Raw genomic sequence first — 25,498 nt, 5'->3', positions numbered from 1 at the left:
CCGCAAAACTCAAATCTTCGGAAACTAAAAGGCAAAAAGTGCAGGTTTCGCTTGCTGGAAGATGAACGGCGTCAACAAATCGGAAGCTATTAAAAGGGAACATAAGAAAGGATACAACTCACTTCGGAAGAAGACAATCCCCCGGAAAGCGTTCAAAAGGAAAGGAAATACTACTCTACACCTGACACGGTGTATTTTGCGAATCGCTCCAGAATGCCCTTTTCAGCCACCAACTCGTATTCGGGTGCAACGAAGGGCACTGCGGAGCGATTCATTTGACATTTTGACATTATGACAAACAGTCCGGATGGCGTTCATCTCCGGATGCGGCGCATCGCCTCCTCGCAGTCCTCCCGTTCGCCGAAGGCAGTCAGGCGCACATACCCTTCCCCACTCGGTCCGAAGCCGATGCCGGGAGTAGTCACCACATGGGCCTCATACAGCAACTTGTCGAAGAACTTCCACGAGCTCATCCCGTCCGGTGCCTGCACCCATACATACGGTGCATTCACGCCTCCATACACCTGGAAGCCCGCCGCCGAAAGGCTCTCACGCATGATGCGTGCATTCTCCATGTAGTAGGCAATGGTCTCCCGTATCTGTGCCTGACCTTCCGGTGTATAGACCGCCTCGGCGCCCCGCTGGGTGATGTAGCTCGTCCCGTTGAACTTGGTACACTGACGGCGGTTCCAAAGCGGATTGAGCGGGATGCGCTTCCCCTCGAAGTTGGCGGCTGTCAGCTCCTTGGGCACCACCGTATAGCCACAGCGTACGCCTGTAAAGCCGGCTGTCTTCGAGAAACTGCGAATCTCGATAGCGACCTTCTTCGCACCGCGTATCTCGTAGATGGAGTGCGGAACGTCGTCCTCGCTGATATAGGCCTCGTAGGCGGAATCAAAAATCAGGAGCGTGTCGTTTGCCAAGGCATAATCGACCCACTGCTTCAGCTGTTCACGGGTCAGCGTGGTGCCGGTCGGGTTGTTCGGATAACACAGATAAATCAGGTCGATGCGGTGCTTGGGCAGTTCGGGAACAAAGCCGTTTTCCGCCGTACAGGGCAGATAGGTAACGTTGCTCCACTTTCCCTGCTCATCGAGCACCCCCGAACGACCGCACATGATGTTGCTGTCGACATAGACCGGATAGACCGGGTCGGTGATTGCCATGCTGTTGTCCCAGCGGAGCAGTTCGCCGATGTTGCCCAGGTCGCTCTTCGCGCCGTCGCTGATAAACACCTCCGACGGGCTCAGACTGATGCCGCGCGGTGCGAAGTCGTGCCGGATGATGGCATCAATCAGGAAATCGTACCCCTGCTCGGGGCCATATCCATGAAAGGTGGCAGCCTCCGCCATGTCGTCCACCGCACGATGCATGGCCTCGATGCAGGCTTTGGGCAGCGGACGGGTCACATCGCCAATACCCAGACGAATCAGCTGCGCCTTCGGGTGCGTCACTTTAAAAGAGTTTATCTTCTTCGCAATGTCGGAAAACAGGTAGCTTCCCGGAAGTTTCAGAAAATGTTCGTTTACCAGTGCCATAGTATGTTATTGCTTTTTCTTGTTCTTATGCTTGTCAACGGACGAAGATACGGCTTTTCTCCAGCCGACGCTCCTCCTCCGCTATACATTCCAATCAATTTCTCCGTCAAAGACCTTCGTTGCCGGTCCCGTCATCAGGATGTGTCCGGTGGAAGCGTCCCAGTCCAGTTGCAGGGTCCCGCCGTCCATCTCCACCTCCACCTTCCGTTCACACAAGCCCGAGGCGATGGCGGCAGCTGCCGTGGCACAAGCACCGGTGCCACAGGCCTGGGTCACTCCGGAACCACGTTCCCAGACACGCATCCGGATGTGTCGTGCGTCGATGACCTGTGCAAACTCCACATTCACCCGGTCGGGGAAATGCGGATGGTGTTCCAGCCGCGGTCCCACGGCTGCCAAATCAATCTCCATCACCCTGTCGACAAACAGCACCAGATGCGGATTGCCCATCGACACGGCAATGCCCGTGTGTGCCGGCGCCTCACAACCGAGTGTCAGCGGATGGATGTCCGAAGGTACTCCCATGTCCACCGTGACCCGGTTCACACGGTTGTCCGCATCGACATCCAGATGGAGCCGACGGATGCCGGAAAGCGTATCGAGTGCAATGTCCCTCTTTGCCGTCAATCCTGCTTCATACACGTATTTGCCGATGCAACGGCTGGCATTGCCACACATCTTCGCCTCCGAACCGTCGGCATTGAAGATACGCATGCTGAAATCGCCTTTCTCCGACGAGCCTATCAGCACCAGTCCGTCGCTGCCGATGCCCGTGTGAAAACGGCTCCACTCCACCGCCCATTTACCGGGTTCATCGACCGGATAGTTCATCGTGTTGACATAGATATAGTCGTTTCCTGCGCCGTGCATTTTCGTAAATCTGACTTTCATAACGTCTGCATTCTTTCGAGTTAAACATTCACTGATGTCATCCTTTCCCCGACATATCCATCAATATGCAAGTAAAGTCCATCAGTTTCCTTGCGTTTGGTTACAAAAGTAGGTATCCTCTCCCGAAAGTCATACAGATAGTCCCTTTTTATTCCGTTCGAAGCGCACCTTCTTACAGTCATCACAAAACAAGCATCTATTAAAGATAAACAGAAAGCATTTAATCAAACTTTCATTTCAATCCGTCACTTTTCGATTTACCGACAACCTCTTGTCGTCCCGACAGACGAAGGACGGACCGCCCTGCACCGGACGGTAACATTTATTGTACATAATTATGCTAAGCCTGTCCGTTTCTTCGCGGATATCATGGAAAACTGCGTATCTTTGTGCCGAACTCTATTTTTAATGATGATGAACAAACAAACTGGACTAAGCACAATTGAAGAAGGCATTGAGGAAATCAAGGCCGGAAAAGTAATCATAGTGGTCGATGACGAGGACCGCGAGAACGAAGGCGACTTCATCGTGGCAGCCGAGAAGGTGACACCGGAAATCGTCAACTTCATGATCACCCAGGGACGCGGTGTGCTCTGCGCCCCTCTGACCCAGGAACGTTGCCGCGAACTGGAGCTGGAGCCCATGACACAACGGAACACCTCGCTGCTGGGTACCCCGTTTACCGTCACCGCCGATTTGCTGGGACACGACTGCACGACCGGTGTCTCTGCCCACGACCGTGCAGCCACCATCCGCGCCCTGAGCGACCCTGCCTTTCAGGCGGATGATTTCGGACGTCCCGGACACATCTGCCCCCTCTATGCCAACGAACGGGGTGTGTTGGGACGTGACGGACACACCGAAGCCGCCATCGACCTGGCACGCCTTGCCGGTCTGCGTCCTGCCGGAGCCCTGATTGAAGTCATGAACGCCGACGGGACCATGGCACGTCTGCCTCAGCTGCTGGAGATTGCCGGACGCTTCGGCCTGAAAGTCATCTCGATTGCCGACCTGATTGCCTACCGTCAGCGCAACAACTGCTGAACATAAAACCGGGAGACACCCGCGTACAGACAGGACGGAGAATCCCTCCGTTCCCAGCCGTACCCGGATGTCTCCCGTCTTCTTTCACGGACAAAAACAGCCGGAAAAACAGAAAAAGCCCCGCATTTCAGTCAGCATTTGAAAAACAAACAGTAATTTTGTCCGCATACATCCTATTTGTCAAACACGCTGACTATGATTATCAAGAGTATACTAGATACCGACCTGTATAAGTTTACGACCTCGTACGCTTATATCAAACTGTTCCCGTACGCCATGGGAACCTTCACGTTCAAGGACCGGGATGAAACGGAATATCCCGACGCATTCGTCGAAGCCCTGAAGGAAGAAGTGAAAGCCATGAGCAGCCTCCGTCTCACTACCGGAGAAATCCGGTTCATGTCGGGCGCCTGTCGTTTCCTTCCCCCGTTCTACTGGGAATGGCTTTCGTCGTTCCACTTCGACCCGGAGAAAATCCGCATTGAACGGGATGAGCAACATCACCTGCACGTAGAGGTGAGCGACTTCATGTATAAGGTAACCCTCTATGAAGTCCCTCTGCTCGCCATCATCTCCGAACTGCGCAACCGGTTCTTCGGCAACGTAGCCAACATGGAACAAATCTGCTCCAAACTGGCAGAAAAGGTGCAGCTCTCGGACGAGCACAAACTCACCTTCTCGGAATTCGGGACACGGCGTCGCTTCTCCTTCAACGTGCAGGACGCCGTCATCAGCTACCTCAACGAAAATGCGCACTACTGCGCCGGAACCTCCAACTGCTACTTCGCCATGAAATACAACATGAAACCGCTGGGGACGCATCCCCACGAATGGTTCATGTTCCACGGCGCACAGTTCGGCTACAAACATGCCAACTACATGGCACTCGAGAACTGGGTCAATGTCTACGACGGCGACCTGGGCACTGCCCTGTCGGACACCTATACGTCAGACATCTTCCTGAGCAACATCAGCCGCAAGCAGGCCAAGCTCTTCGACGGCGTCCGCTGCGATTCCGGTGACGAATTCCTCTTCACCGACCGCCTCATTGCCCGTTACCGCGAGCTGGGAGTCGACCCGACGACCAAGACCATCATCTTCAGCAACGCCCTCGACTTTGACAAGGCACTCCAGATACAGGACTACTGCCGCGGCAAGATACGCTGCTCGTTCGGCATCGGCACCAACCTCACCAACGACACGGGCTACAAACCTTCCAACATCGTGATGAAGCTCGCCCGCTGCAAGATGAATGTCAACCAGCCGTGGAAAGAGTGTGTCAAGCTCTCCGATGACCTGGGCAAGCACATGGGCAGCGACCAGGAAACGGAAGCCTGCCTCTACGAACTGGGACTGAAGTAACCCACTGCCGCACACACCGTCCGGATACAACAAGACGCCGGTAACACGATCCGATTGCCTTTGCAAAGGGAAGCGTGTTACCGGCGTCTTCAGTCTGTAGTCCTCTCTCTCGGACCTATTCCACGTCAGCAGCTTCTGCCCGACTCGTCGATCATCCGACGGATGCGTGCATTCAGCTCATCAGCCTGCATCAGCTCTTCCAACGTCAGGTGCATGCGGTAGTGCCAGTAGTTGAGCGGGTTGGCAGGCACATTGATGCGTTCGCGCTCCACATCCGGACAGCGCAACTGTTCGTCGGTCGACATCCAGTCCTGCCAGCTCAGGATGCACAGCATCGACGGGGAAGCCAGCTGACGTCTCAGGATAGCCTCGCACGTCGCCCCATCCACATCCGACGGGGCAGAGCCCTGACGTTGCAGCACCCAGTGCCAATAGTCATCCGTCAGGGCAGGCGTCTCACGCCACCACCCCCGCAAGGTTGTCATGTCATGGGTCGACACCGTGCAGACGGAGCTGTAGGGATAATGCGGCACATCGGCAAAGGCCAAGCCGGGAGTCTTCGGCATCCGTTCAATCTCCAGGCTCAAGATGCGCAGCTGCTCCATCACCCAGGGCACACATGCCGGAATCATTCCCAAGTCCTCCGCACAGGAAAGCATCGGGGTGCACTGTGTCAGCAGCGGCAGCTTCTTCATCGCCTCGTGATACCAGAAGTCGTTGTGACGTTCGTAGTAGAAATGATGGTGCAGCCGTGCAAAGGCGCCCTTCTCATAGCGGTTGAGACGGCTGTAGAAATAGTCGTCCTGTGCCTGGATGCGCGGATGGAAACGGTTCGGCTGGTACGTGTCGCGAATGAAAAGCACGTTGCTGATCAGGGCGTACAGTCCGTCACGCAGACGCAGACTGCGGGCATCCTCCTTCCCGGCAAAATATGCCTCTACCTGACGTTGGGTGGCATACTCGGGATACAGCTCATACCGCCCGTCCCAGCTGGGATGGACAAACTCTTCCTTCACGATGACGGCATCATTGCCGAACGTCCGGTTCAGCAGCTCGTCGTCGATGTAAGGTTTCGTATAGAAGTCTTCACGGAAAGGCAGTCCGAAGCTCTCAATCTCCTGCGGCGAAAGCGGGAGTGCCGGGACGAAGTGTCCCAAAAGCCCGTGCACGGCATGCGAAGGAATTTCCCAGATACGGAAGAATCCCAGGACGTGGTCGATGCGGTATGCCGTGAAGTATTCCGCCATCTTGCTAAACCGGCGCACCCACCAACGATAGCCGTCCTGTGCCATCCGCTCCCAGTCATACGTAGGGAGTCCCCAGTTCTGTCCGTTCACCGAGAAGGGGTCAGGCGGCGCACCTGCCTGTCCGTTCAGGTGGAAGTAATGCGGTTCCGTCCATGCCTCCACACTGACCCGGCTGACTCCGATGGGAATGTCGCCCTTCAGAATGACACCGTGCGAACGTGCATAATCGCTCACATTCAGCAACTGGCAGTGGAGCTGGTACTGCATGTAGTAAATGAGGGCAATCTCATCATGAGCGGCACTGCCGGGAGCCGCCAACTTCTCGATGGCTTTCCGACTATAGACGGCATAATCTCCCCATTCCGAGAAATCGGGCGTCCCGAACTTGTCACGCAGGTAGCAGAATGCCGCATAGGGACGCAACCAGTCTTCGTTGTCGGCAAAGAACTTCCGGTAAGCCTCTGTCTTCAGGATCGCTGCCCCCTCTTCCGCAAACTTCAGACGAACGTACTCCCACTTCGCCTGGTTTACCCGTTCGTAGTCCACATCGGGCAATGCATTCAGCTCGACACGCAACTGCTCGAACCCGGCATTCTTTCCGGCATCCGCCAGCTTGCCCAGCTGATTCAGGTCAATGAACATCGGGTGAAGCGCATAGATGGAAATGGCTTTGTAAGGATAAGAGTCTGTCCACCGGTGAGTCATGGTGGTGTCATTGATAGGAAGTATCTGGATGGCCTGCTGATGGGTCAGTACCGCCCAATCGACCAAACGTTTCAGATCGCCGAAGTCCCCTACTCCGAAGCTCTGTTCCGAACGGAGTGAAAAGACTGGTATCGCCGTTCCCGCCAGGCGGAGGAGCGGCAAGTCGAACGGTATTTCGGACTCGGGCAGGACCAAGCCTTCCCCCTGTCCCGGCAAATATTGCCACTGATGATTGTTGCCCTGCTCCCAATGCACTTCGCCCTCCGGACTGACCAGAATGAACTTGTACTCAAAAGGCACGGTCAGTTCGTCTGCCGGGACAGCAGCCACCCACAGATGAGGGGCCAACTGGTGCATCTCCACGGCACGGCATACCTCCCAGGCTCCCAGCACTCGGTGACTACCGACCAGTTTCATCCGCCACCCGGGAGCCGGCAACATGGGACAAGTGGCACGGAAGACCACCTGCTTTGTCCCACCGGGAAGCATGACTTTCTCCTCAACCTCTCCCTGACGGGCAACGAATGCCGAGGTGAAAAAATAGGCATCCGACGGGATGTCGCGCCAGTCATCAAACACCCGGCAGGTCTTTGCCACACCGGGCATCAGGTAATGAGGCGCCAGATGCCACTCCCGGCGTGTGCAATGTCCGCCGGCAAACACACAATAATAATAAGGTATAGGCTTGCCTCCCTTCGGAAGCTCTGCATCCCCGGTCCAAAGCGAACCGTCATCTGTATGCAGGTCGACGTTCCTGTCAGGCAGAACGACCTTCAGGCTTTCTCCCCAGACCGTACGATAATGAATCTGAAACGTTGTTTTCATCGTATTTGAGATTATGAATGATGACAAAGATAAAGCCTTTTGACGGAAAAAGGCACTTCCTTGCACATTTTTTACGCCAAACCTTTGCAGTATTCAAAAAAAGCGTTACCTTTGCAACGCTTTTGAAAGGAAGTACTTCTGCAAAGGAGTTTGGAGAGGTGGCAGAGTGGTCGATTGCGGCGGTCTTGAAAACCGTTGTACCGAGAGGTACCCGGGGTTCGAATCCCTGTCTCTCCGCTGATAAGAGCCTGAGTTTTAGAAACTCAGGCTCTTTTTGTAACAGACAATAAGCCTCCCAAGCGAGGGCTCAGTTTATTTTCCTGGGAATTTCATCCATTGTAAAAGTAAATCTTCTACCTCTTTAGCACCTGTTTCCTTAGCTAAAGCAAGAGGGGTGTTGCCGTTACTATCTTTTATATTAAGATCTGCATGATATTCTAAAAGCAACTTTACCAGTTCAATGTTATTATTGGCAATGGCTTCCATAATCGGATATACGTTGTATATATCGTATGGACTTTGGTAACCGTTTACATCAATGCCATGCTCCAGCAATATGCGGGCTAACTTCACATTAGACAATTTACAGGCGTATGTCAGGAGCGTCAGCCCGTATTCGTCACTATATAATCTGTTATTAATGTCCTTATACCTGGTAAGAGCATACGTCAGTACATCCTCTTTGTCAAAGTAAATTGCCGTATAGAATATGTCAAACTCATAAAAATCGTTACCCATTGCCATAGGTTCATCTTTTGCTGCCAGCAACCGTTTTATGGTTGCCATATCATTATCACGGCAGGCAACCCCCAACGGATAAAGTTGATAGGTTACATCCCGTATAGTATCTTGCAGCAATGTGCTTGCTTTCACGCTATCAAAGCAACAAAAAAACGTTGCAAGAAAAAGTAATGTCCAATTTATTATCTTCATATTTACTTTTTTAAGTCGCACATTAATGCTAATGGTTTGGGGGAGGAACAGCGTTAAGCTGTTATCTCGACCTTGTTATCGTTCATTACGAATAGATAAGACTTCAATACAAGCCTTGTTTATTCTATTTATAATATCATTCTCTTGGATAAACTCTTTTCTTATAGGGATATCCCAATTGTGGTCTTGTATCACATATAGAATAAATCCTTTAGAGTAAAATCCAACATCAATGATATAATTTTTATATGCTAATTGAAGCATATCTTCTTTGAGCAGAAGCTTATCATGGGTATCTATATACTCTGATAAATCATCTAAAACGACTGTAAAAGATTTATTATATATCACGGCTTGATTATATTTTTAATAATTGACGATAATGTATTAATAAATGCACCTTTAGGTGTAGGATATTTCGATAACCGACACCCGGCAGGTGTGTTTCCTAATCTCTAATAGCTGTACCATCCTTTTCTTCCTTGAAAAGAACGATGCGACCCTGTTGTTGCTGAGCCTTATCCATGTCGCAGAGTTTTGCTCCATGCGCACAAAGATAAGATAAAAGCATTCACTTCTGAACGACCGTTCAGGAACGCTTGCTCGTAAGACAGCCCGAAAAACATCTGCCGGAACAGGACCGCCGCTTTCTTCACGTCCGTATCACTCCTGAATTCTCCGCTGTCTTTCGCTTTCCGAATGACTTCTTAACCCAAAATCGCACCAGACTACTCGATGTCCTGCCTGGTTGCAAACACAGAACTCCCGAAGTCTGATGCGATTGGGAAGTTACCTTACTCTACCCGGAAGTCCGCCTGTCCGCGTACATCGGCTGAGGAAGCACAGACATAGGCATCGAAACGTCCAGGCTCTACCACCCAGTCATGGCTCTTTGCCGAGAAGAAGGACAGCATCGACCGGTCAATGGAGAACTCGACGGTCCGCGTCTCACCGGGCTGCAACTCGACCTTCTCAAAGGCTTTCAGCTCTTTGACAGGACGTACTTCCGAGGGTTTGCGCTGTCCGATGTACAACTGCACCGTCTCTTTACCGGCACGGTTGCCTGTATTGGTGATGTCCACGGACAGGACAATCTTGCCATCCGAAAGGGTCTTGGAGGAGAGGCGTGACTTGCCATACTCAAACGTCGTATAACTCAATCCGTAGCCGAAAGGGAACTGCGGTTTCACCTTGCGAGTGTCAAAGTGACGGTAACCCATGAAGATGCCTTCCTTATAGTAAACCTGCTTATTTACGCCCGGATAGGCTTCCGCTCCATATTCCATAAAAGGATAGTCTTCGAGACGTCTGGCAAAAGTGACGGGCAGTTTGCCACTGGGGTTCACCGTACCATCGAGCACACGGACCAGGGCTTCTCCTGCCATGGAACCCAGGTACCAGGCATGGACAAATCCTTTCACCTCGTCAATCCAAGGGGTCGCAAATGCATTGCCGCCAAAGGTACATACAATGATGTTCTTCTGGATGGCTGCCAGTTCCTGAATCAGCTCATCTTGTCCGAAAGACAGGTGGTAGTTCTCCCGGTCGGAGTTTTCACAATCCTGCCGGCAGTTCTTGTTCATGCCGCCAATGAAGAGGATGAGGTCTGCCTGACGGGCCTTCTCCAGCGCCTCTGCCTTCAGCTGACGGCTCAACGCCGGGTCCACCGGGTCTACCTTGTCATACATGGCTCTGCCCGAACTGTAGCCTTGGGCATAATCAATCTTTGCTCCAAACCGTTTTTGCAGACTCTCCAACGGAGACCAGTCGTGCAGGGTCTTCAGTTCCGAAGAACCGCCTCCCTTCGTCAGGGAACGCACGGCATTCTCGCCCACCACCAGGATACGCTCATACCGATTGAAATCCAAGGGCAGCATGTCCTCCGCATTTTTCAGCAACACGATACCTTCCTCACCAATCCGCAGACAGGCATCATAGTGCGCCTCGGAACACAGTGAGCCAATGACCTTCTGTCGATTCATCGACGTTCGGAAAATCGTACGCAGGACTCGCGTAGCCTTGTCGTCAAGTACCGACATCGGTATCTTGCCTTCATCAATCAGCTTCTCGAACTTGTCTGCCAGGTAATAGTCGTCGTAACCGAACTCTGCCTCCTTCACCTTCCCGTCGGTGAAGGTTCCCATCTCGATGTCCAGTCCGCCGGTAGCCGCCTGCCAGGTGTCCGTCGTGCCGCCCCAATCGCTGATGGTTGCTCCGTCAAAGCCCCAGTCGCGTTTCAGGATGCCGTTCAGCAACGAGTCATTCTGACAGCAATGTATCCCGTTCCAAAGAGGATACGACGGCATCACCGTCCACACGCCGCCTTCCTGCACCGCAGCCTTGAATGCCGGCAGGTAGATTTCATGCAGCGTACGCTCGTCCACATTGACATTGACGGCAAAGCGGTCAATCTCCTGATTATTCAATGCGAAATGCTTGAGGCAGCACGCTACCCCGTTTGCCTGCGCACTCCGGATGTAAGGCACAATCATGTGTCCTGCCAGGTACGGGTCCTCCCCCATGTATTCAAAGTTGCGTCCGTTGAGCGGTGTACGTGCCATGTTCACGCCGGGGCCCAGCATCACGTCCTTGCCCCGGAAGGCAAACTCCTCGCTCACTGCATTGCCATAGACTGCCGACAGCTCCGGGTTCCATGTGGCAGCGAGGCACGTCAGCGACGGGAACGCTACCACCGAGTCATTGGTCCACCGCGCCGGCTTCCACGTGTTCCATTCCAACTCTTCACGTACCCCGTGAGGTCCGTCGTCCATGTTCAGCTGACGGATACCCAAACGGGGCACTCCTGCCGAAGTGAATTTGCTCTGTGCATGCAGAAGCTGTATTTTCTCGTGTGTCGTCATGCGGCTCAGCGCATCCTGCACCCTCACTTCGAGCGGTTGTGAGTCATCCAGATACGCAGGGACCTGCGCCAGGGCAGAGGCTCCCATCATTAGGGCCATTGCCATCATCTTCAATCGTTTCATAGTACTCATATAGCTAATTGTTCGTGATTACAAGTTGTCCGGCTGCAAGCATCGGACTTACAGCCTCCAGCCGGATTGGTCCGGCATCTTTATCTTTCCGGATAACCACCAGTGCCTTGCCGAAGAAGGCTTTGCGGTGGTCAGCCTTGAAACGTTCCATACTGGTCGGAGAGCCATTGTCCACACCGATGACAGTCCCTCCGGATACGCTGAACCGCAAGTCATCTTCCGCCCAGGGGCAGAGGTTGCCGGCTTCGTCCGTGACATACGCATTGACAAAGACGGTCGTCTCGCCTTCATAGTCCACTTCAAGCCGGATGCGGGCAGGTGCTCCTGCGGTACGGATGGACGAGGAACGCACTTCCTGTCCGCCTTTACGCGCCACCACTTTCACTTCACCGGGCTCATAGGCGACCCGCCAGGCTACGTGGTACTGATGGCTGTCCTTTTTGGAGCGTACGCCCCGGCTCTTGCCATTGACAAACAGCTCCACTTCATCGGCGTCATTGTAATAGCACCAGAGGTCCACCGTCTGTCCTTCCGTCCAGTTCCAGTGAGGGAACAGGTGCAGCACGGGACGGTCGGTCCATTCGCTCTGATACATATAATAGATGTCTTTGGGGAAGCCCGCCAGGTCGATGATGCCAAAGTAACTGCTACGGGCAGGAAAGCCGTAAGGAGTCGGCTCGCCAAGGTAGTCAAAGCCCGTCCAGATGAATTGCCCGGCACAATAGGGCGTATGCTTGACAATGTCCCAGGTCTCTTCGTGGGTCGAGCCCCACGGGACGTGCTGGTTGTCATAGGACGAGCACATCATCGACGGGTCCGTATAGGGTTTGTCCCAACGTTCCGGAGCGATGAACAGGCTGTCCGACGGCATCCGGTAATAGCCGCGTGTCTGCAGGGCAGAGACACTCTCGGTGAGCAGGAACGGTTTGCCGGGGAAATTGCACGGAACATCTTTGATCCACTCACGATGGTAATTGAAACCAATGAGGTCGAGTGCACCGCTCTTGAAGAGGTGATTGTCGGGAGACGGTTCATTGCATCCTGCCGTGACGGGACGTGTACGGTCATACTTCCGCACAATCCCTGCCAGGTGCAGGGTCAGCAGTGAGTTGGGAGTCAGTTCCTCGCCGTGTGCCAGCGTGGAGCCATCGTGTCCGGCGTTCAGAAGGAGGTTCGCCTGTTCGAGCGTCAGCTCATCGGCACCGACACCGCTCCACTGCTCCAGTACCTCGTTTCCGATGGACCACACCAGGACAGAGGGATGGTTACGGTCCCGCAGGAGCAGGTCCGACAGGTCCCGTTCGTGCCACTTGTCAAAGAAACGGGCGTAGTCATTCCGGGTCTTCCGACGACGCCACATGTCAAAGCTCTCGTCCATCACGATGAACCCCATCTCATCGCACAGGTCCAGCAGTTCGGGCGCAGGAGGATTGTGACTGCACCGTATGGCATTGCACCCCATCGCTTTCAATTTCACCAGCTGACGGCACATCGCGTCTTCATTCACCGCCGCTCCCAGACAGCCCAGGTCATGATGCAGGCACACGCCATTGATTTTCAGATTGCGTCCGTTGAGCCAGAAACCGGTCGCGGCATCAAAGCGGAACTCACGGAACCCGGTCCGCGTGGTCACGGCATCGACAACTTCTCCATCGACCAGCACCTCTGACTTCAGGGTATAGAGATGCGGGCTGTCGACCGACCACCGTAACGGATGCCTTACACGCAGCTTTTGCCGCAACGACTTTGCCGACGTCACGGCGACCGTACGTCCGTCAGGGGCAAGAAGGGTATGACGGAACACCGGCCGGTGCTGACCGTCCGCATCGCCGGAAACGGCAAGCTCCACATCGACGGTACCTCCGACGTCTGTCACCACATGGACACCCCAGCGGGCAATGTGCAAGGGACTCGTTGCCGTCAGCCAGACATGACGGTAAATGCCACAGCCACTGTACCAACGGGAATTGGGCTGGTCGCTGTTATCCACCCTGACCGCCACCACGTTGTCGCTGTCCCGACGGACGTAGGGCGTCAGGTCATACTCAAACGAACTGTAACCGTAGGGACGGGAACCGACCTCATGTCCGTTGACATACACGGTGGAGTTCATGTATACCCCGTCGAACGCGAGATAGTAACGGCGCTCCCCTTCCGTTGCAGGCAACCTGAAATGTTTGCGATACCACCCGACGCCACCGGGCAAGGCACCGCCTCCCACTCCCGAAGGGTTCGTTGCCGAGAAGTCACCCTCTATCGCCCAGTCATGCGGCAGCGACAACTGACGCCACCGGCTGTCGTCATAACCGGGTTGTGCCATCTCCGGCTCGTCGCCCAACAGGAACAGCCAGCCTTCGTCAAAGAGCCTGACATCGCGTGCCTGACACGCCACCGAACAGAAGGCGGCTATCAGCAGCAGTGCCTTCCGTAATCCAAGATTCCATGTGTTCATCATCGGTTCACTTTACAATTTTCACCGTTACGGCCTTTCCGTCATAGTCCACCATCGTGCCTTGGGGAGCATCGAGGTCCAGTGGCTGTGCCTTTGCCGGACTCACCACGGCCACATTGAAGCGGCGCCGTTGCAACATGCCGTCGAAACGGCCCTTCCGGTCAGCAATGGTCAGTTCCCCCGTTGCCTCGTTGTAGCTGAAGCGGATGGTCGCATAATGTCCGCGCTCGTAACCGTAGTTCGTATTCTCGTCCTCATAAAGCGTAAACGAAGCGTCACGTCCGGTGTACACATACAGGTTTATCAACTCGGCAGGCTTCTCATCGCTCCACTCCATCTCCGGACCGAAAGGAAGGATGCTCCCGGCAGGGACATAGACCGGGATGCGCTCGTAAGGTGCCTCAGCCGTAATGGTCTGCCCGCCTGCATGGTAACGTCCGGTATAGAAATCATACCAGCCACACTGCTCCGGCAGATAGACGCGGCGGGAACGTGCCTGATAATACCCGACGGGACAAGCCATCAACGACGGACCGAACATCCACTGGTCCTTGATGTCATAGACGTTTGCATCGCCATTGAAATCCATCACGAGGGCACGCATCATCGTATAGTCCCTGAAGTGGACGGCTCCTGCCAGGCTGTAGAGGTAAGGCATCAGCCGGTAGCGCAGACGGTCATACCAGACAATGCTCTGATAAGCGGGATGGTCCTCGGGAGCAATGTTCCACACTTCACGCGTGGGCCACTGTCCGTGTGTACGGAACAAGGGGACAAAGCAACCGAACTGATGCCAGCGGGTCTGCAGCTCACGCCACTCCTTCAGGTCCTCGTTCTCCTGCCCGGTCGAGTCAAACAGTTTCTGAGCAGCCACGTAACGTTTCTCTACACAGAAGCCACCCTGGTCCATTCCCCAGAACGGGATACCGGCGAGCGAGAAGTTCATGCCGGCAGTCATCTGGGCACGCATGTCTTCCCAACGGGTCGCGATGTCACCGCTCCAGGTGGCTGTGCCGTATCGCTGTTCTCCGGCAAAGCCACTGCGTGTGAGCAGGAACACCCGTCGGTCCGGATTCACGGAACGCTGTCCGTTGTATATGGCATCGGCATTGACGATGCTGTACGCATTGAAGTATTCGGTGGAAGAACCTAACGCCGTCGGTCCGCACAACGCCTTGCGATACCACATGGGCGTGCAGTCCCTGACATTGGGTTCCGAGGCATCCATCCACCAGGCATCGATGCCTTGCTGGTACTTGGAATAGAGGTTCTCATCCATCTGCTGCCAGAACATCTTCCGCGCTCCTTCGGCATAGGCATCATAGAACGAGCCTACATAGCCCGGTCCGACCCAGTCCTTGATGGAGTCTGTCACGGCTTGACGGTACATCCATCCGTGAGCGTCAAGCTCCTGGTAATTCTTTGTGGAACAATAGAACTTGGGCCAGACGGAAATCATGAAGCGCCCGTGCAGGGCATGCACGCTGTCGAGCATTGCCTGTGGGTCGGGGTAACGGACGGACTCGAACTCATGGCTTCCCCATGCATCTTCGGGCCAGTAGTTCCAGTCCTGCACGATGTTGTCTACCGGGATGTGACGGCGGCGGAACTCTGCCAGGGTACGGACAATCTCGTCGCTTGTCTTGTAGCGTTCCCGGCTCTGCCAGAACCCCATGACCCAGCGGGGCATCACCTGTGCCTTTCCCGTCAGGGCACGGTAGCCTGCTATCACCTCGTCCAGGTTATCGCCGGCTATGAAGTAGTAGTCCATGTCGCGGCTCATCTCACTCCATACGCTCAGCTTGCCTTGTTCTTCCTCACTGCGCGGCTGTGCGACACGCAGTCCGCAGTAGCTGACGCCGCCGTCGGGTCTCCATTCAATCCGGACGGGGATTCTCACTCCCGTACGCAGGCGGCAGGCGAACTTCCACGCATTGGGATTCCACGCCGTGCGCCAACGTTCCGGAACCACTTCCCTGCCATCGACGAACACCTTTATGTAACCGGCATAATAAAGGATAAAGTGAAAGGTTGCGGACGGACTGTCTCCCTCCGCCAGCAACGAGCCTTCATAGACGACCTTTGCCCCGTCCAGCTGGAAACCTTGCGGCAGGTTGGCAAGACCGCCACGGTCGTATTTCCGGCACAGCTCCGACGTCTCCGGACAAGCATATTCGAAATAGAGGCTGTCTTCCCGACGTACCAACGTCCGTCCCGCCTTATCCGTATAGGTTCCTGTCAACGCTCCCTCCTGCCCGTTCTTATCATATAAGGTAAAGGCGCGGTTCAGCTGCAGGTAGTCTTCCGGATTGCCGAAGCGACAGTAGGAATAGCTGTCCCAGAGCAGTCCGTAGCCCCGGTTGCTCACCACAAACGGTACACTCACCTTCGTGTTATATTGGAACAGGTCTTCATTCTTTCCCTTCATGTTCAGCTCTCCCGACTGGTGTTGTCCCAGTCCGTAGAAAGCCTCATCGACGGGACTGTCAAACTTCATCTGCCACGACCAGGCGTTGCGTTGCTGTTCGGTCAACGTGCCGACTCCGATTTCCCGCTCCGGTACCCGGAAGGGCGTGAAGACTTTTCCTCCCCGGGCTGTCTCTGCCAGCAGCAGATGTCCTTTCCCGTCACGGAACACCACCCGTCCGTCGGTCTTACTGACGGTAGCACAGACGGCACGTGTCTTCACTTGCACGGCATCCTCGGTCTCGGTGACCTGAAAATCATTGAAGTCCGGTTGACTGACGACCATCAGGCTCTGCTTCACCGGGAAGTCTGCTTCCGGAGTAGCTTCCACCCGGACAATCTTGTCGCCAATCACCTGAAGCCGTACCTTTCGGGCACCCTTGTCCTGTGGGGAAGTGACGGTCACTGTCACCGTATTGCCCTGTTTGACATAATTGCCGGCACGGGTCATGGAACAGACTCCCAGGAGTAAGCCGACGGTCAATAATAAATGCTTATAGTTCATATATGTTCTTTTAAACTGTTGTTTTCATTCCGTATTTAGAGAAAAGGTCTATACATTGACAAACTTACACTTTATTCTTCATTTATGAATTATCTTTCGCTCAATTTCATACATGACTTTCCCCCGGCAAACACAATTGTCCGACGGATGAAACACAAGTGTTTGATTTGCCAAACACAAGCGTTTGACCTGACAAACATAGTAGTTTAATAGACCAAAGTATAATACTTAGGCTGCCTAAGTATTATACTTAGGGGGTCTAAGTATAATACCTTTCCAGGCTAAGTATGATACCTTTCCAAGCTAAGTATGATACTTACCCCTATCAAACTAATGAGTTTGACAAGTCAAACGCTTGTGTTTACCCGGTCAAAGACTTGTGTTTGCCCAGTCAAACACGAATGTCTGGCGGGTGTGTCCGAAATGTATACCGCCCTTTTATGTAAAAAGGGTGCATCGCTCATGACGACACACCCTCCTTTCCAATTCCTGATACCATGCACCACGCATCAGCGTTTCACGCTCACCAGCGCATTTCCGTTCTTCACGGGGTTCCAGCCGTCGGTGCCTCCCAGCACTTCCTCGATGCTGTAGCCGGTGAGGTCCTTCAGCTGATGACCGAACGAGGCGCGTTCAGACGGACGGGCACCGGCTCCGGTGCTCTGATACTCGGCGTAGGTCACGGTTTCCTCGTTGCTCTTCTTGCCCCAGTTGTCCCAGCCGGCAGGCGCAATGTGTCCGCCCAGATCGCAACGGACAAACACTGCCTTGGCATACGGACGCCACGGACGGGACAGGGCGACTCCCTCCACACCCGGCTCGGCAGTCATCTTGCAGTCATAGAACACATAACCGTACTTCTGCTCCTTGTCGGTCGACGGAGCAGTGAGGTAGCCTTTCCCCAGGCTGTGGATGGTGCAGCGGCTGAACACTGCCGTCGACCATCCGAAGATGAAATCCACCGTTCCTTCCACGTAGCAGTCTTCGTAATACTGGCGGCAACCCTTGCCATAGGTATAGAGGGTGTCCTGATTGCCCAGGAAACGGCAGCCCTTGAAGTAGGCACGGTCCGCACTCACGAAGCAGGCAACTGCCTGACCGACGCGTCCTGCCGTGTTGGCAAAGGTGATGTTCTCGGCATAGAAGTCGGGAGCATAGATGTAGCAGGTCGAAGAGCCGGACGTCGACATCTCTTCACCGAAGCGGTTCTTCTTGCTGGCATAGCCGTCGTTGGTGATGATGGCTCCTTCCTGACCGATGAGGGAGATGTTGATTTTGCACTCCGGCACGATGACGCGCTCCTTGTATTCACCCGGACGGACCAGGATGGTCGTGCGGACGTTCTTGCGGAAGTCGGGCACGGCATTGATGGCCTCCTGCACGGTGAAGAAGTCGCCGCTTCCGTCTTTTGCCACGACAAAGTCATAGTGACGCACATACTTGCCCAGCTCGGGAATCACCTGCTCGATGGCGGTTGCTGCCAGACCTGCCACCCGGCGTGCACCGTAGACATTGAGGTGGGTGTTGTCCTGACGGCCCTTCGGACAGGCCACACAGGTTCCTTCGGGAATCCAGCAGAAGAGTGACTTCGAGGCTTCGCGTCCCAATCCCTGCACGAGGTCATGTGTCAGCCGGTTCATGTCGATGAAGGGGACATCCATGGCAGCAGCCACGTTGCGCGGAGAGTCGAGGTAAGCCCCGTGGGTATCAATCAGCGTGTCGCCTTCGAGTTTCGTTCCTTCCACCTTCTCACGGCGCAGGTCGTCATCCGTCACAGCCTGCTTGTTGTCAAAGAAGTTCCGGCGGACGATGGAGTTGAGCAACACCGGCTTGCCTCCCTTGGCACGTGTCTCCTCGACAAACCGACGCAGGTTGGCGTCGAATGTCGTGCCGGGGTCGGTATGGCGGTCGGGCTTCGGCTTTTCATCGTTATGCCCGAACTGGATGAACACGTAGTCGCCCGGACGAATCAGCCGACGCACTTCCTCCCAGTGACCTTCGTCGATGAAGCTTTTCGAACTGCGTCCGTTGAGGGCATGGTTGTCCACCCGGACATCCTCGGTGAAGTAACCGGCAAGCATCTGCCCCCAGCCACGTTCGGGGTTGTCACCTCCCAGGGGTTTGTTTGCCATGGTAGAATCTCCAATCATGAAAACTGTAATGGTGTCGCGTTCATCGGACCGGAACGACGACAAAAGCAAAAGCGCACAAAGCGCACACATCAATTTGATTTTCATATCGTCTTTTCAGGGTTAAGTAATTCTGTTTCGCTTATCCGTTTCTCGTTACGGCTAACAAATGTAGTGATTTTGTCAGAGGATGGAGACATGACGGGCTGTAAAAGAGCGTCAGATGACAAAAAATACATACTTTCAGCCGCACAGACATCCGCCATACCTCCTGACAGGGCATAAAAACACAGAGGCACAAAGACACAGGGGAATAAAATCGCCCTGTCTCTTTGTGCCTCTGCAGATAATTCAGCCTTGCGGCCTCAACCGTTAATCAAAGCTCCACTTCAGAGCCAGTGTCGGAATGGTGTAGAAACCGTCGCGGAAGCTGAAGTTCTGGCTCAGCTCGATTTCAGTACCGATGCTGAGGTTGAATTTATCGTCAAAAGCCTTGAACTTGTTCAGGTTGACCCAGAACTGGGGTTCTGACAGGAAGATGAAGTAACCGTGAGGGTTCTTCTCGCGCCAGAAGTCGGCAAAACCGCTGCAGGTGAACTTGCCGTCACAGCAGTGCACATACCAGGTTCCGGTAATCTGGAAGTTGTTCGGGTCTTCATGCTTCTGGATATACTTGTACATCGCCATCAGCGTAAAGCCCTTGGTGAAGTCGGCACTGTTCCAGGAGTAAGAGGGTCCCACCAAGTAGGCATTGTCAAACGACACGGTGTTGCTCAGTCCGCCGTTATACTCGACATGGGCTGAAATGGGAGCGTCCCAGAACTTCAGTTCGCGGGAAATCTCCGTATAGGCGGAAGCCAGTCCTTTCTTGGTCCAGTCGAAGTCAACGAAGAAGTAGGTGTTTCCCCACCTGTCGGGTTTGAAGAACTCCACCGTAGCGGTAACAGGAGGACGGTCGGCATCTTCCAACTCCTGGTAAAGGGTACGACCGAAGTCGTAATGCAACTGTACATTCTGCGCTTTCAACTGGAAAGCCGCACACGCAATGAAACAAAGCAATAGGATTCTTTTCATGTTTGAATTTGTTAGGTTATGAATGCTTGAGTTTGTCAGTATCTTCTTCCGCCTAGAGCAGGAACTTGAAGCAGAACAGGATGGCCATCACATACATGGGGATGGTGATTTTCTTGTGCTGTCCACAGAGCAGGTTGATGACCACGTAACTGATGAAACCGATGATGATGCCATCGGCAATGCTGTATGCCAGGGGCATGAGAATCATGCAAAGGAAGGCAGGCAGGGCTTCGGTGTAATCGTCAAGAGGAATCTTTGCCACGGGGGCGACCATCATCATGCCGACGATGATGAGGACGGCGGAAGTGGCAGCAGCCGGAATGGACAGGAACAGGGGCGAAAGGAACAGTGCCAACGCCATGCAGACAGCCGTCGTGAAGGAAGTCAGTCCCGTACGTCCGCCTTCGTTCACACCGGCAGCACTCTCCAGGAAGGTGACGATGGTACTCGTTCCCAACAGACCGGCTGCCGTCGTACCGATGGCATCGGACATGAATGCCTGCTTGGCACGGGGAAGCTTGCCATTCTCCATCATGCCTGCCTTGGTGGCAACACCGATGAACGTGCCGATGGTGTCAAAGAGGTCCATGAACAGCAGGGTGCAGACGGCAATCAGCATATCGACACTCCACAGATGGGTAAAGTCGAGCTTGAAGAAAACGGGAGCAATGGAAGGCGGCAGGTTGAACAGTCCGTGAAAGGTGGTCAGACCCATGGGGATACCGATAAGGGTCGTGAGGAGGATGCCCCACAGGAGTCCGCCACGCACCTTGTGTACCATGAACATCAGTGTGATGACCATACCGATGATTGCCAGCAAGGGAGCACCGGACGTGATGTGACCGAGGGAAAGCATGGTTGCGGGATTGCCCACCACAATGCCGGAATTCTGAAGTCCGATGAACGCGATGAAGAGTCCGATACCCACGGTCGTGGCATATTTCAGCGATTCGGGGATGAGGTCGACAATCAGGGTACGGAGGTTGCTGACCGTCAGCAGAATGAAAATGATGCCCTCCAGGAAGACCGCCGTCAGGGCAAACTGCCAGGAATAGCCCATGTTGAGGCAGATGGTGTAGGCAAAGAAGGCGTTCAGCCCCATGCCCGATGCCTGCGCAAACGGAAGTTTCGCCCATAGTGCCATGATGACGGTAGCCAGGATAGCTGCCAGGGCAGTCGATGTAAACACAGCTTCTTTATCCATTCCGGTGGCGCTGAGGATTTCCGGATTGACCGCCAGGATATAGGCCATGGTCAGGAAAGTAGTAATGCCCGCGAAGAGCTCTGTCTTCACGGAATGTTTCTTCGGGTCGAAACCGAAGAGCGTAGTCAGTAGTTTCATATTACGTATTAAAAAATGTAGATGGACATCAGTTCCTAAAAAGACGAGTGCAAAGGTAGGCGTTTTTCTTTTTTAACCCTCTTCCCCACCCTACTTTTTATCCGGGAATATCCACCGAGCGCAATTAAGCCGTATCTTTGCACCCCGAAAGAAAGAATACATAAATCGTTACATCCATGATGTGGTTACTTCTGGCATTCCTCTCGGCTGCACTGCTGGGCTTCTATGACGCATTCAAGAAAGAATCGTTACGCGACAACGCCGTCCTTCCGGTCCTGTTCCTGAACACCTTGTTCTCCAGCCTGATTTTCCTTCCCTTCATCCTGATTTCAGCTTGGAGCGACAGTCTCGACGGCACCATCTTCCATGTGCCGGCTGCCGGTTGGGAGGTACACAAGTATGTGTTGCTCAAGTCGGTCATCGTGCTCTCCTCATGGACGTTCGGCTATTTCGGCATGAAGCACCTGCCGCTCACCATCGTGGGACCGATCAATGCGACCCGTCCGGTCATGGTACTGGTGGGTGCCCTGCTCGTGTTTGGCGAAAGGCTGAACCTCTACCAGTGGGCAGGTGTGCTGATGGCAGTCATTTCCTTCTTCATGCTGAGCCGTTCGGGAAAAAAGGAAGGCATCGACTTCAAGCATAACCGCTACATCTTCTACGTCGTACTGGCAGCCGTCACCGGCGCCATCAGCGGACTCTATGACAAATACCTGATGGCACCCGTCAGTGAAGGCGGACTGGGACTGGACCGCATGGTGGTGCAGTCGTGGTACAACATCTACCAGCTTTTCATGATGGGAGCCGTGATTGCCCTGCTGTGGCTTCCCAAGCGGAAGACGACCACCCCGTTCCACTGGGACTGGTGCATCATCCTCATCTCCATCTTCCTGTCGGCAGCCGACTTCGTCTACTTCTACTCCCTGAGTCTGGAAGGTGCCATGATTTCCATCGTGTCGATGGTGCGGCGCGGCAGTGTGGTGGTCTCCTTCCTGTGCGGTGCGCTCTTCTTCCGTGAAAAGAATTTAAAAAGCAAGGTTGTCGATTTGGCATTGGTGCTAATCGGTATGATTTTCCTATATTTGGGTTCCAAATAACAAGAGTAAATGAAAAAGAGATTCCTGTCGGTCCTTGGCTGCCTGCTGTGCATCGGCGGCATGCAGGCACAGACCCTAAAAGAAATATTTGTCCACATGCCCGACACGTTGTCGCCCATCCTGACTCCCGTCAACCGGGCTGACTGTGTGGACTTCATTGCCAGCAACATGAAGGCACGGGTCACCAACCGCTTCAACCGTACGTCGGAAGTCAAGACACTCACCGATGACTACCTGCTGGCACAGGTGACCGAAAGCAGTGTATGGGAAATGCGCCGTCTCCCGCTCAACGATTCCGTGTCGGTCGTCTGCTGGGTGAAGACGGTCAAAGGACCGGTGGAGGACAGCAGCCTCCGTTTCTATTCAACGGACTGGAAAGAGTTGCCGGTGAGCGATTTCCTCCCCCAACGACCCGGACCTGACGACTTCTTCCTCCAGCCTTCCGCTGAAAAGGCTGACAGCCTGAACGAGTTGCAGCGCAAGGCAGACATCACCTTCCTGAAAGCTTCGCTCTCCCCCAAGGAGAACACACTATCCTTCACCTATACCACCCCGGACTATATGAACGCGGATGACCGTCAGCAGATTATCCCGTATATACGCAAGTCCGTGGTCTATGAATGGAAAGACGGAAAGTTCGTAAGAAAAGACTAAGACATACGGCAAGCACTCGCGACGAGTCGTTGCCGCCATTTCAAATAATTTGATTGATTAATAAAGGGTATGAACGACCGGCACAGTCGAGGACAACAAGCCTGACTGTTGCCGGTTTCTTCTTTGCCATCCTGGCATATATGCAACAAGGGCATTCACTCCACGACGGGAGGAATGCCCTTGCACTTTCATAGAAAACTTATAATTCTACGTTTATGCTTCTTCAGCAACTACTTCGAAGGGGATTTCAACAGAAACCTCTTTGTGAAGTCTTACGGTAGCCTTGTAAGAACCAACTTCTTTCACGGCATCCTTCACGAAGATAATCTTTCTGTCAATCTTGTGACCCAGCTTCTCCAGTTCTTCAGCAATCTGAATGCTTCCCACAGAACCGAAGATGGTTCCAGTAGAGCTGACCTTGGTAGCGATCTTCAACGATACGCCTTCCAACTGAGCAGCCAAAGCTTCAGCATCCTTCTTGATTTTCTCAAGTTTGTGAGCACGTTGTTTCAACTCTTCAGCCAGCATTTTCTTTGCAGCCGGAGATGCGATAACGGCTTTACCGGTAGGAATAAGATAGTTACGACCGTAACCTGATTTCACTGTTACAATGTCATTCTTGTAACCCAAGTTTGCAATGTCTTCTTTCAAAATGATTTCCATACAAATTCCTCCTTATTATTTCATCATGTCAGTTACGAATGGAAGCAATGCCAAGTGACGGGCTCTTTTCACTGCTTGAGCAACTCTTCTCTGATATTTCAATGAAGTACCGGTAATGCGGCGAGGCAGAATCTTACCTTGCTCATTCAAGAATTTCTTCAAGAATTCAGGATCTTTGTAGTCGATATACTTGATACCAGCCTTTTTGAAACGGCAGTATTTCTTCTTCTTTACATCCACTGAAGGCGGAGTCAAATATCTGATTTCGGATTGTTGTTGTGCCATGGATTAATCCTCCTTTTTAGTTGATTTTACACTTCTTCTTTTTGCAGCATATTCGATAGCGTATTTATCCAACTTGGTAGTCAAGTAGCGGATTACGCGTTCGTCACGACGGTAGTTTACTTCAAGTTTTTCAATTACAGTCGGGTCTGCTTTAAACTCAATCAGTTGATAAAAACCGGTGGATTTCTTCTCGATGGGATAAGCCAACTTCTTCAATCCCCAGTTCTCCTCATTGACAATTTCAGCACCTTCGGCAGTAAGAATACCTTTGAACTTGTCTACCGTTTCCTTCATCTGAACATCAGACAAAACGGGAGTCAAAATGAAAACGGTTTCGTATTGATTCATACGTGTCAAATTAATAGATTAATATTATGTTTTTGAAAATCGAGCGCAAAGGTAGATATTTTTCATGAACCTGCAAATCTTTGAAAGTGTTTTCTTACGAAAATAAGCCACTTACCTTCCTTTTTGTGCCGATTTGCGGAAAGTCGTCAGGTCATGGAACGGCAAGGAAATTCAGGATATTCACAAATTTTACTAACAATAGCACCTCCGACAAGAATAGTATTCGTACCTTTGCCTTAGTTGCTTAAACAATAATTTCATGACTGAAGAATTCAATTTTGACACACGCCTGATATTTGCCATACTCAACGGCAAGGTCTCGGCTGCCATCAACCGCAAGCTCTACCGCAACTTCAGACAGAACAATCTGGAAATTACTCCTGAACAATGGACGGTCCTCCTGTTCCTGTGGGAGAAAGACGGTGTGACGCAGCAGGAGCTTTGCAATGCCACCTTCAAGGACAAACCCAGTATGACACGCCTTATCGACAACATGGAGCGGATGCACCTGGTGGTGCGTACCTCCGACAAGTCGGACCGGCGCATCAACCTGATACACCTGACCCAAACCGGGCGGGAGCTGGAGGAACGTACGCGCTTCATCGCCAACCGTACGCTGAAAGAAGCGCTTTACGGACTGACCGTAGAGGAATTGCGCGTCAGCCAGAATGTGTTGCGGAAGATTTTCACCAACACGAAAGAGTAACCCGGACTTTTATCACTCTACCAAATACATTACAACGATGCTCAAACAGTTCTGTAAACACATTGGCCTGATCCTTATCATCATCGGAACCCTCATCCTGCTTGGGGGATTCTTCACGCACTGCATGGACAGCAACGCCATGCTGGTGACTTCACTCGTATTTATCTTTGGCGGACTTGCCGCTTACATCTTCTTCAACAAGTACATTGTATGATACGGACAGAAGCTCGAGGCTTCAG

The 25,498-nt window shown here is 53.2% G+C and carries 19 protein-coding genes, 1 tRNA gene and 2 pseudogenes; 7 read left to right on the top strand and 15 right to left on the bottom strand.

Annotated features, from left to right (window positions below; all coding sequences use genetic code 11):
* Positions 1-314 precede the first annotated feature (314 nt).
* The gene (locus tag C8275_RS06945; protein WP_022383326.1) at positions 315-1,538 is read right to left on the bottom strand and encodes an LL-diaminopimelate aminotransferase; all 1,224 of its coding nucleotides are present in this window, start codon (positions 1,536-1,538) and stop codon (positions 315-317) included.
* A gap of 81 nt (positions 1,539-1,619) precedes the next feature.
* Positions 1,620-2,429 carry a diaminopimelate epimerase gene (gene dapF / locus C8275_RS06940; protein WP_106484594.1) on the bottom strand — a complete coding sequence of 270 codons (810 nt, stop codon included), beginning with the start codon at positions 2,427-2,429 and terminating at the stop codon, positions 1,620-1,622.
* Positions 2,430-2,843: 414 nt separating this feature from the next.
* On the opposite strand from dapF, the pseudogene ribB reads away from it, so the two are divergent.
* Both ribB and pncB read left to right on the top strand, forming a co-directional pair.
* A pseudogene (ribB, locus tag C8275_RS06935) lies at positions 2,844-3,461 on the top strand (3,4-dihydroxy-2-butanone-4-phosphate synthase); the annotation flags it as partial.
* Between the two features lie 207 nt (positions 3,462-3,668).
* Positions 3,669-4,835, top strand: a complete 1,167-nt coding sequence (pncB, locus tag C8275_RS06930) for a nicotinate phosphoribosyltransferase (RefSeq protein ID WP_022383329.1) — start codon at positions 3,669-3,671, stop codon at positions 4,833-4,835.
* A 125-nt stretch (positions 4,836-4,960) separates the two neighbouring features.
* On the opposite strand, the gene C8275_RS06925 is transcribed toward pncB, so the two are convergent.
* Entirely contained in the window at positions 4,961-7,612 is a 2,652-nt protein-coding gene (locus C8275_RS06925) for a 4-alpha-glucanotransferase (RefSeq protein ID WP_106484593.1), read from the bottom strand.
* Between the two features lie 152 nt (positions 7,613-7,764).
* Between C8275_RS06925 and C8275_RS06920 the strand changes: the two genes are divergently transcribed.
* A tRNA-Ser gene (locus tag C8275_RS06920) sits at positions 7,765-7,849 on the top strand.
* Between the two features lie 75 nt (positions 7,850-7,924).
* On the opposite strand, the gene C8275_RS06915 is transcribed toward C8275_RS06920, so the two are convergent.
* From C8275_RS06915 to C8275_RS06875, 9 genes and pseudogenes are all read right to left on the bottom strand, one after another.
* The gene (locus tag C8275_RS06915) at positions 7,925-8,545 is read right to left on the bottom strand and encodes an ankyrin repeat domain-containing protein (protein WP_106484592.1); all 621 of its coding nucleotides are present in this window, start codon (positions 8,543-8,545) and stop codon (positions 7,925-7,927) included.
* Positions 8,546-8,620: 75 nt separating this feature from the next.
* On the bottom strand, positions 8,621-8,896 hold the full coding sequence (locus C8275_RS06910; RefSeq protein WP_106484591.1) for a hypothetical protein: 276 nt from the start codon (positions 8,894-8,896) through the stop codon (positions 8,621-8,623).
* A gap of 167 nt (positions 8,897-9,063) precedes the next feature.
* Positions 9,064-9,252 (bottom strand): annotated as a pseudogene (locus C8275_RS06905) (TetR/AcrR family transcriptional regulator); the annotation flags it as partial.
* An 87-nt stretch (positions 9,253-9,339) separates the two neighbouring features.
* A complete protein-coding gene (locus C8275_RS06900) occupies positions 9,340-11,529 on the bottom strand; it encodes a glycoside hydrolase family 3 C-terminal domain-containing protein (protein WP_369861209.1) in 2,190 nt (729 codons plus the stop codon).
* Between the two features lie 13 nt (positions 11,530-11,542).
* Positions 11,543-13,990 (bottom strand): glycoside hydrolase family 2 TIM barrel-domain containing protein, encoded by a 2,448-nt coding sequence (locus C8275_RS06895; protein WP_106625760.1) that lies wholly within the window; start codon positions 13,988-13,990, stop codon positions 11,543-11,545.
* A 7-nt stretch (positions 13,991-13,997) separates the two neighbouring features.
* On the bottom strand, positions 13,998-16,961 hold the full coding sequence (locus C8275_RS06890) for a glycoside hydrolase family 31 protein (protein ID WP_234395721.1): 2,964 nt from the start codon (positions 16,959-16,961) through the stop codon (positions 13,998-14,000).
* 509 nt (positions 16,962-17,470) lie between these two features.
* A complete protein-coding gene (locus C8275_RS06885; protein WP_106484589.1) occupies positions 17,471-19,198 on the bottom strand; it encodes a pectinesterase family protein in 1,728 nt (575 codons plus the stop codon).
* A gap of 264 nt (positions 19,199-19,462) precedes the next feature.
* Complete coding sequence (locus C8275_RS06880; protein WP_106484588.1) at positions 19,463-20,164, bottom strand: DUF5020 family protein; 702 nt, start codon at positions 20,162-20,164, stop codon at positions 19,463-19,465.
* 52 nt (positions 20,165-20,216) lie between these two features.
* Positions 20,217-21,506 (bottom strand): NCS2 family permease, encoded by a 1,290-nt coding sequence (locus tag C8275_RS06875; protein WP_022385150.1) that lies wholly within the window; start codon positions 21,504-21,506, stop codon positions 20,217-20,219.
* Between the two features lie 179 nt (positions 21,507-21,685).
* On the opposite strand from C8275_RS06875, the gene C8275_RS06870 reads away from it, so the two are divergent.
* Positions 21,686-22,603, top strand: coding sequence for a DMT family transporter (locus tag C8275_RS06870; protein ID WP_106625758.1), 918 nt, complete (start codon positions 21,686-21,688; stop codon positions 22,601-22,603).
* Positions 22,604-22,612: 9 nt separating this feature from the next.
* Positions 22,613-23,257: a DUF3256 family protein gene (locus C8275_RS06865; RefSeq protein ID WP_106484587.1), complete on the top strand. Its 645-nt coding sequence runs from the start codon at positions 22,613-22,615 to the stop codon at positions 23,255-23,257.
* A gap of 213 nt (positions 23,258-23,470) precedes the next feature.
* Here C8275_RS06865 and rplI read toward each other — a convergent pair whose 3' ends face one another.
* The 3 genes from rplI to rpsF are packed head-to-tail and all read right to left on the bottom strand — an operon-like array spanning position 23,471 to position 24,553.
* A complete protein-coding gene (gene rplI / locus C8275_RS06860) occupies positions 23,471-23,920 on the bottom strand; it encodes a 50S ribosomal protein L9 (RefSeq protein WP_022385153.1) in 450 nt (149 codons plus the stop codon).
* Between the two features lie 15 nt (positions 23,921-23,935).
* Positions 23,936-24,205: a 30S ribosomal protein S18 gene (rpsR, locus tag C8275_RS06855; RefSeq protein WP_022385154.1), complete on the bottom strand. Its 270-nt coding sequence runs from the start codon at positions 24,203-24,205 to the stop codon at positions 23,936-23,938.
* Positions 24,206-24,208: 3 nt separating this feature from the next.
* Positions 24,209-24,553: a 30S ribosomal protein S6 gene (gene rpsF / locus C8275_RS06850; RefSeq protein WP_022385155.1), complete on the bottom strand. Its 345-nt coding sequence runs from the start codon at positions 24,551-24,553 to the stop codon at positions 24,209-24,211.
* 259 nt (positions 24,554-24,812) lie between these two features.
* Here rpsF and C8275_RS06845 point away from each other — a divergent pair, with 259 nt between their 5' ends.
* On the top strand, positions 24,813-25,259 hold the full coding sequence (locus C8275_RS06845; RefSeq protein ID WP_022385157.1) for a MarR family winged helix-turn-helix transcriptional regulator: 447 nt from the start codon (positions 24,813-24,815) through the stop codon (positions 25,257-25,259).
* Between the two features lie 37 nt (positions 25,260-25,296).
* Positions 25,297-25,473: a hypothetical protein gene (locus tag C8275_RS14635; RefSeq protein ID WP_022385158.1), complete on the top strand. Its 177-nt coding sequence runs from the start codon at positions 25,297-25,299 to the stop codon at positions 25,471-25,473.
* The last annotated feature ends 25 nt before the right edge of the window (positions 25,474-25,498 follow it).

The organism is Bacteroides sp. Marseille-P3684 (assembly GCF_900291465.1).
Lineage (GTDB): Bacteria > Bacteroidota > Bacteroidia > Bacteroidales > Bacteroidaceae > Phocaeicola_A.
This window is presented reverse-complemented; position numbering and strand designations above follow the sequence as displayed.

Bases quoted from the DNA above. Each gene is read 5' to 3' on its own strand.
- rpsF (WP_022385155.1), bottom strand. From the start codon at position 24,553: ATGAATCAATACGAAACCGTTTTCATTTTGACTCCCGTTTTGTCTGAT.
- rpsR (WP_022385154.1), bottom strand. From the start codon at position 24,205: ATGGCACAACAACAATCCGAAATCAGATATTTGACTCCGCCTTCAGTG.
- C8275_RS06900 (WP_369861209.1), bottom strand. From the start codon at position 11,529: ATGAAACGATTGAAGATGATGGCAATGGCCCTAATGATGGGAGCCTCT.
- C8275_RS06880 (WP_106484588.1), bottom strand. From the start codon at position 20,164: ATGAAAAGAATCCTATTGCTTTGTTTCATTGCGTGTGCGGCTTTCCAG.
- C8275_RS06845 (WP_022385157.1), top strand. From the start codon at position 24,813: ATGACTGAAGAATTCAATTTTGACACACGCCTGATATTTGCCATACTC.
- C8275_RS06875 (WP_022385150.1), bottom strand. From the start codon at position 21,506: ATGAAACTACTGACTACGCTCTTCGGTTTCGACCCGAAGAAACATTCC.
- dapF (WP_106484594.1), bottom strand. From the start codon at position 2,429: ATGAAAGTCAGATTTACGAAAATGCACGGCGCAGGAAACGACTATATC.
- C8275_RS14635 (WP_022385158.1), top strand. From the start codon at position 25,297: ATGCTCAAACAGTTCTGTAAACACATTGGCCTGATCCTTATCATCATC.
- rplI (WP_022385153.1), bottom strand. From the start codon at position 23,920: ATGGAAATCATTTTGAAAGAAGACATTGCAAACTTGGGTTACAAGAAT.
- C8275_RS06945 (WP_022383326.1), bottom strand. From the start codon at position 1,538: ATGGCACTGGTAAACGAACATTTTCTGAAACTTCCGGGAAGCTACCTG.
- C8275_RS06925 (WP_106484593.1), bottom strand. From the start codon at position 7,612: ATGAAAACAACGTTTCAGATTCATTATCGTACGGTCTGGGGAGAAAGC.
- C8275_RS06915 (WP_106484592.1), bottom strand. From the start codon at position 8,545: ATGAAGATAATAAATTGGACATTACTTTTTCTTGCAACGTTTTTTTGT.
- C8275_RS06865 (WP_106484587.1), top strand. From the start codon at position 22,613: ATGAAAAAGAGATTCCTGTCGGTCCTTGGCTGCCTGCTGTGCATCGGC.
- C8275_RS06885 (WP_106484589.1), bottom strand. From the start codon at position 19,198: ATGAAAATCAAATTGATGTGTGCGCTTTGTGCGCTTTTGCTTTTGTCG.
- C8275_RS06890 (WP_234395721.1), bottom strand. From the start codon at position 16,961: ATGAACTATAAGCATTTATTATTGACCGTCGGCTTACTCCTGGGAGTC.
- C8275_RS06895 (WP_106625760.1), bottom strand. From the start codon at position 13,990: ATGAACACATGGAATCTTGGATTACGGAAGGCACTGCTGCTGATAGCC.
- pncB (WP_022383329.1), top strand. From the start codon at position 3,669: ATGATTATCAAGAGTATACTAGATACCGACCTGTATAAGTTTACGACC.
- C8275_RS06870 (WP_106625758.1), top strand. From the start codon at position 21,686: ATGTGGTTACTTCTGGCATTCCTCTCGGCTGCACTGCTGGGCTTCTAT.